Genomic DNA, 6,729 nt, shown 5'->3' with positions numbered 1-6,729 from the left:
CTATCCCTCCCGAGGGGCAAGGGCTGATAGATACCGGCCTCATCAAGTCGGAGACAACGAGCAATGCCGGTGCGCTCACGCCAGAGCAGCGGTTGCAGCGCATACGGGAGCTTCTGGATGAGGAGGGGGCGACAGCCCCCGATATGAGCTTGCCGACGGAACAACTGGGACTCCCGTTTCACCAGATCATTGCGAATGAGGGTGCACGGATTGATCGACGTACGGCTACTGATGCATGGGCAGCGTGGGGGGATGGCACCACATCCATGACGCCGAGCAAGCCGGGACTGATTGAGGGCGAGACGGTGAAAGACCCATCTGGCCTGATTGATATGCCTGCGTATGAGATTCCGGCGGACAAGGCTACTCCGACGGGCAAGGCTGTTACTCCCGGGCGGAAGATACTGGATGGCATCAACGCCATGCCGGATGATTCGCCGAAGCTCAAGGTAATGGAGGCCAGGGCTGGGAAGGCGACACCGGCAACACATAAGGCGGGGAGGAGCAATGCCACAACGGCAGCACCCAATAATGATTTCTGGCTGAACCGGGCGATCAGCAACGAAGAGATCAGCATCCTCACCGAGCACCCGTTTGCAGATGGCGAAACGTTGCTGGATCGCATCACACGTTACACGAAAGAGGCGGGGGATGCAGAGCAGTGGCGTAATGGTGCTGACATCAGTAGCTACATGGAGGATGCGATCTACCGGGCGTGGGATGAGTACGAAGCGCACCTGATCGAAAATGTCTTCCCTACGGGTGTGCTGAGTGATAAGGCGAAGGCACGGGTTGCCGACTTGCCTGCGACAGTGCGGTGGCCATTGGAGAAGGCTGCTATTGGGTTGCGCGGTATTCAGAAGATTTACGATGCGATCTCCAGTTACTATCGGCAGCGCATCTTGTTCAACTTGCCGAAGATATGGCATTTCCCTGCTGTGCAGTATTTTGGCAATCAGATGCTGGCGCTGGTGAGTGGCGATCTGCGGGTGATGGGACGGATGCTTGATCCGCGAGGAGCGCTGCGTGATTTTCGCCTGATCCGTGAAGGGAAGCCAGCAAAGTGGCTGGAGGCCAACAGCATCAAGACGCGCACTCAAGTCATGCACGAGCGCATGGGCACCACACCGGCGATGGAGACGCGAGATATTCTGCGGGGGCGTGGCTTTGGAATTGAAGGCGAGCTGCTGACAGGGCAGAAGACGATACGCAAATTGCCTGGTGGCACGTGGTTGGAGAATCTTGCGGGGAGCAGGTTCGCACGCGACTGGGGCGCAGCGATGGATATGATGTACCGCGAGACGATTGAGTACACCGAGACTGTGCGGAATATGCGCCAGTTCTATCCGGACTTCCGCAATGCCCAGGTGAATCGCATGATGGACTGGCTAGGCATCGATCAGATTGAGGCGAGGCAGCTATGGCGAGAATTCGAGGATGCGCTTGGCACGAATTGGGAGTTTGGGTACAACGACGTTGTTGATCACTTCGCACCGATACTGGGCAATGGCAATGCTCGTGTAGGGCGTGGCCGTGCTGAGCGGATGGGGCGTGACTGGAAGCAGGTTCTCAATCAGAACCAGAAGGATGTGCGTGGCAAGATTCGGCACCGGGCGATGGCGCAGGGGCAAACACGGGCGGACCTGGTGGCGCAGCGCTTGCTGGCGTTCCACTACTTCCAATCGCGGCAATGGTGGTTCATGGCGAACCAGATGGCGTCGCACCCGTTCATGATCAACCTTTACTTCAACGCGGTTGAGGAGCTGAACGATCTGGCGGAACGGAATAATTGGCCTCCGTACATGCGTGGGTTTGTGAAGATCATGACGGGGCCTGGCGGTCGTTCCTACTTCCTCAATCCCTTTGCGCTGCTGTCTGCCTACACATTCTTTAACCGGGAGAATACTTTCCGGTACGATCAGGAAGGCGAGCATCGTAATCAGGTAGAGAAGTGGATTTACGACTGGACGGGCTTCGATATTGACTTGCAGGATATCGGCATCAGTCCGGTGATTGACAAGGGCATGAATGTCACCGGGTTGGCGGGGGATACGTGGTCGCCTGACCTGTTGCACATTGGGCGAGAAGCGGAACTTTTCACATTGATGATTAATACGGCGCGAGCGTACGGATTGATTGGCGACGACCCGCGCCCTATTGGTAATCTCAATGAGGATGTGAATCGCAATATTCGTGAGATGGTGAGCCGTGCCAATCCGTTCGCGGACACGGTTGAGTCACGGAGCAGCGAGCAATCCATGGATCGAGAGATTCGCGCGATCATGGTGGATATGCTGCAGGCGCGTGGTGTGGATGTTGAAACCAATGAGGGCCGCGCGATGTTGGCGTTGGCCGAAATGGATCCTGATTCGGAGTTGTATCAACAGGCGCTGAAGCAATGGATTCGGGGTGAATGGGGAGAACAGGTGTTCCGGACGGTTGCCGGGCCATTGCGTCCACGGACGCGACTGGAGGCATCTGACGGGAGCGACCTGATGACCAACCTGGCTGGCAAGGCAAAGCAGGCGGTGAATACCCCCGAGCCGATGGTGACGCTCTTCCGCACGCAGTCGGATGGGTACTACGAGCTGGGTGATACACGTTCGCGCTTGTTGTTGGGGCTGTGGAATGATATCGCGAATGGGGATGTTCGGGGTGACCTGACCGTGAATGGCATCACTTATACCGAGGCTGAGATTAAGGCGATGAATCGGGATCAGCGAGTTGCGATTGCGAATGGCCTGATGGCCGAGCGAAACGCCATGGGGCGCATCAACACATTGCGGGATGATCGTTCCAAGTTTCTGGCGCAGCCAGAGAACAAGGACTTCGCCCAGTTCGTGCAGTGGCGCGGTGAGGTTTATGACTGGCCAGGTGGCCCGGAGGAATACTGGCAAGCACTGATTGCTCATAACCCTACGGCCAAGGCGTATTACGATACCTTTATTGCCGACGCCGTGGATGATGTCGCGCGCAACCGTGCGATGACAAGCCAAAATGCCTTCTTCTGGATTCACGGGTGGGATACGTATGTAATCGATAAACCATTGGCTGGATACGAGAGCCCCGCAGAGGTTTGGGATCCGGCGGGGGTAGTGAACACAGGTGCGAGACCGATCCCATACGAGGAGAGCAATGCCGATTTCAAGAACGAAGTGCGGCGGTTGCCGGTATTCGTACACGAGATGGAAGAGTGGGACAAGCTGACGCGGGACAAGAAGGTGAAGTATGGCTATGATGCCGATACTCCCTTCTCGTCACTGCCCAAGGCCACGCGTACGAAGATCGAGAACGAACTGAAGGCAGAGGGGCATACTGAGCCTTCGCCATCGTGGCAGATCGAGCGCTATCTGGAATGGGTAGCGAAGCAACCACCGGAGACACCTCCGGAGCAGCTGACGATTGAAGCATTTTTTGCAGCAGACCAGGAGCAGTACTATGAATCGTTGCCGGGGGCGACAGATACGAAGGTGCGGACTCCGAAGCCGATACCGGGGCCTGATCGTTATGGCAACAACCCGGCATCCTCTTCAACAGATCAGTTCTGGTCGGAGCTTTTCGACTTGTTGAATGAGCATGATCACAATCGGTACAACGACCCATGGGTGAGGCCATGACCTGCGGATAGGAATTGCACAGGCACACACTACCCTCCGTACCAGAGCCACAGCCAGGTGGCTTGTGTACGGAGGGTTTTGTCTACGTGGACACATCTTTTTCGCAACCCCCGGTTGAAGCTGCTCCGCAGGCAGCGCAGCCGGTGACAGCATCTGTAGAACAACACGACGCAGCGACCACAGCGGATATCTTCGGTCTTGTCCCACAGGGAGAGCAATCTTCGGTAGCGGCAACACCGGAGCAGATCGCGCCTGGTAGCGATGCCTCGGTTCCCCAGCCGCAGTACGACATTGAAGCGCTGCTGCAAAGTCAGCGCGAGTTGGATGAGGCGAGGGCAAAGCTACAGGAGCAGGAGTCGGTGATGGCGCAAATCAAGCGCATGGCCGACGAGCAGAAGGCACAAGCGGCCAATGCCCAACTTCGCACTGAGTTGCAACAGGAGGTGATGAGCCTGCTGACGCGTGCCGGTGTGGATGATGAGGATGTTGCTGCTGCTATTGCCGAGAAGGTGTACAGCCGCCTGGATGGTACCCGTCAATCGTATCAACAGCAAATGAGTGAGTGGCAAGAGCAGGTGCAAGCCTCGTATCAACAGGGTTTGTGGGCGGCGACTCGCGATGGGTTTGCTGAACATTTGATCAAGGGAAAGAATCTCAATCCGGTTGTGTTGCCACACCTGCGGCAGGCGCAGAATGAACAGGATATGGTTCGGATTGCGAATGTGTTGCAGCAGACACAGCAGTATTATCAACAAACAGCAATGACGAACAGGGTCGCAGAGCAAGAGGGGCAGCGTCGATCTTCGGGGGTGGATGTAATTGCTGGCACGACATCCGGGCCAGTGTTGCAGGAGCCATTGAAGCCGGGACGGAACCTTGATGTGCTCGGTGCGATTCTCTCCAGCGTATAAGGAGTAACCCATGCCAGCGTTTGCATTCAGGGCCCCAGAGAATACCTATCTTCAGAACACCAGCGGCGGCACGATTGCCACTGCTGCCAGCAAAGACCTTGTGGTTGAATGGGCGAAGGCGCTCGAGCCGCGCAAGACCCCGATCCTCGATCGCATTATGAGCAATGAGGAATTTGATCAGGAGCTGCACCAGTGGGGGCAAAGTTTCCGCATTCCGATGCGCTCGAAGCTTGCCTCTGCTGCCAATAACAGCATCGCCACACTGACTGTCACCACCGGGGAGGGCAGCTTCTTTCAGATTGGCAGCGTAATTGAGGTGTACACCCCCAAGACCGGGACGGACATTCCGGATCCGTCCACGTACGAGCAGTTGATTGTGACGGGGATCACCGGCGACACACTGACTGTCGCGACCCGAGGTACTTCTGGCACCTCGGCATTTGCGCACTCGCAGAATGATGTTGTGCAGATCATTGGTACAACTGAAGCATTGAACGGGGCACACACAGAGGCCCCCCGCTATCGTGGCATCCGAGCATTCAATTATCCGCAGCGTTTCCAGGCGCAATTGACCGCAGACAAGCGCGCGCAAAACATGAGCACCTGGGAGAATCCCAGCAACCCGTTGCTTGCGGATTTTGCAGAAGAGATGCTGAAGCAAAAGCGATTGCTGGAAGAGAGCGTCTTCAAGGGACGTCGCCTTGCTGGTATCGGCAGTGCTTCTCCTTCTCGCTTTGGGGGGTTGGATTACTTTATTACGAGTAATGAAGTCAACCTCAACAGTGCCAAGCTCACGGGTGATGACCTCGATGATGTTATCGCCGATATGTGGCTGGAAAGTGATGAAGTCGATCAGCTCTCGATTGTGTGCAGTATGAACACCGCGCGCATTCTGGACATGACAATTGATCCGTCAAAGCGCGAGGCGCAGATGGATACCGATGAGTACAACCGTGTCGTGCGAAAGTACCACTTCCGCACGGGCACCTTCGTGGTAGAGCCGACACGCCATGTGCCGGACGGGACGGTGTATCTCCTCAACTTCAATGACATCAAGGTGCGGCCATTCAAGGGGCTTAACTGGCATGTGAGTGGCAAGGATGGTGCTACCCATGCCGTTGATCACGATGTGAAGGCCGTCTCTGGTGACTTCACGCTGGAGGTGCAGCGTGAGCATGGGATGGCGCGGATTACCGGATTCGAAGGCCGCATCGGCGAGTATCCATAGGTGGCGTTAGTGGCAGGGGCGACAAGATGTCGCCCCTGCATGTGAATGGAGATAGTACATGGCAGCACCAACGAAGCAAGAGGCGATGACGTATGAGCCAGTGACGTTCTGGCTCGCTGACCCGCGGAACAATGTGCGCATTGCTGTGCCCGAGCGGCGGGGGGAGTGGATTGTATTCCACAATGGCCACTATACGGCGCAGACGCAGGATGAATACGATGCCATCCAGTCTGCGATTGGCTACAAGGTGTGGGAGCAGAACCGCAACAAGGCTCCTAAACCGCATCCTATCAGTGGCTATGCGCCATTGTCGGATGAGGCATATGAGGCGCACGTTGAGCTGGTCACAACGGTTCACGGGTAATACCAGATGGCCCGGAATGTTGTTCCCCGACCATTGCCTGTTGATCCTGACGGCACATTTGATACCCGCTACTGGTTGCGTAACGATCCGCTAGCGATGGGTCCGCAAGGCCCGGATGGCCCTGCCGGGCCGCAAGGCATTCCTGGGCCGCAAGGCGATCAGGGGCAGGCTGTTCGCATCCGCTGGACAGTAGCAACAGCAGGAAGCCTGCCCACTGGACCGTCGGTGCTGATTGGCGACGGGGCGCTGGTTGGTTCGGCAGCACCGTACAGCCTGTATGTGTATGTAAATGACCCGCCTGTTTGGATCAATGCCGGGGTGATGAGTGCAGGCCCGCAAGGGCCGATTGGCCCACAAGGGCCAGCTGGGCCACAGCCGACATTGGCAGGAAGCGGATCAGCTTCAACGGCGGCGCGGTCTGATCATGATCACGCGGGAGTTTATAGCCCTACGAGCCATAATCATGATGCGGTGTACTCCAAGCTAAACCATGATCATGCGGGGGTTTATGCCCCTGCAAGTCACGATCATGACAGTGTGTATTCAAAGCTAAGCCACGATCACAGTGGTGTGTATAGTCCGGTGGCGCATACGCACGCAGGGGTATAT

The 6,729-nt window shown here is 56.7% G+C and carries 4 protein-coding genes and 1 pseudogene; all 5 read left to right on the top strand.

Translation table 11 applies throughout. The features are described from left to right. Positions 1–266 precede the first annotated feature (266 nt). Positions 267–3,617, top strand: coding sequence for a hypothetical protein (locus tag V7Z75_RS13090; protein ID WP_334109106.1), 3,351 nt, complete (start codon positions 267–269; stop codon positions 3,615–3,617). An 86-nt stretch (positions 3,618–3,703) separates the two neighbouring features. Continuing rightward, positions 3,704–4,528: a hypothetical protein gene (locus tag V7Z75_RS13085; RefSeq protein ID WP_334109105.1), complete on the top strand. Its 825-nt coding sequence runs from the start codon at positions 3,704–3,706 to the stop codon at positions 4,526–4,528. A gap of 10 nt (positions 4,529–4,538) precedes the next feature. Then, positions 4,539–5,756, top strand: coding sequence for an SU10 major capsid protein (locus V7Z75_RS13080; RefSeq protein WP_334109104.1), 1,218 nt, complete (start codon positions 4,539–4,541; stop codon positions 5,754–5,756). A gap of 58 nt (positions 5,757–5,814) precedes the next feature. Next, on the top strand, positions 5,815–6,120 hold the full coding sequence (locus V7Z75_RS13075; protein ID WP_334109103.1) for a hypothetical protein: 306 nt from the start codon (positions 5,815–5,817) through the stop codon (positions 6,118–6,120). A 6-nt stretch (positions 6,121–6,126) separates the two neighbouring features. Further along, positions 6,127–6,729, top strand: a pseudogene (locus V7Z75_RS13070) (hypothetical protein); the annotation flags it as partial.

It is taken from the genome of Methylobacillus sp., assembly GCF_036844465.1.
Lineage (GTDB): Bacteria > Pseudomonadota > Gammaproteobacteria > Burkholderiales > Methylophilaceae > Methylobacillus.
This window is presented reverse-complemented; position numbering and strand designations above follow the sequence as displayed.

Bases quoted from the DNA above. Each gene is read 5' to 3' on its own strand.
- V7Z75_RS13090 (WP_334109106.1), top strand. From the start codon at position 267: ATGACGCCGAGCAAGCCGGGACTGATTGAGGGCGAGACGGTGAAAGAC.
- V7Z75_RS13080 (WP_334109104.1), top strand. From the start codon at position 4,539: ATGCCAGCGTTTGCATTCAGGGCCCCAGAGAATACCTATCTTCAGAAC.
- V7Z75_RS13075 (WP_334109103.1), top strand. From the start codon at position 5,815: ATGGCAGCACCAACGAAGCAAGAGGCGATGACGTATGAGCCAGTGACG.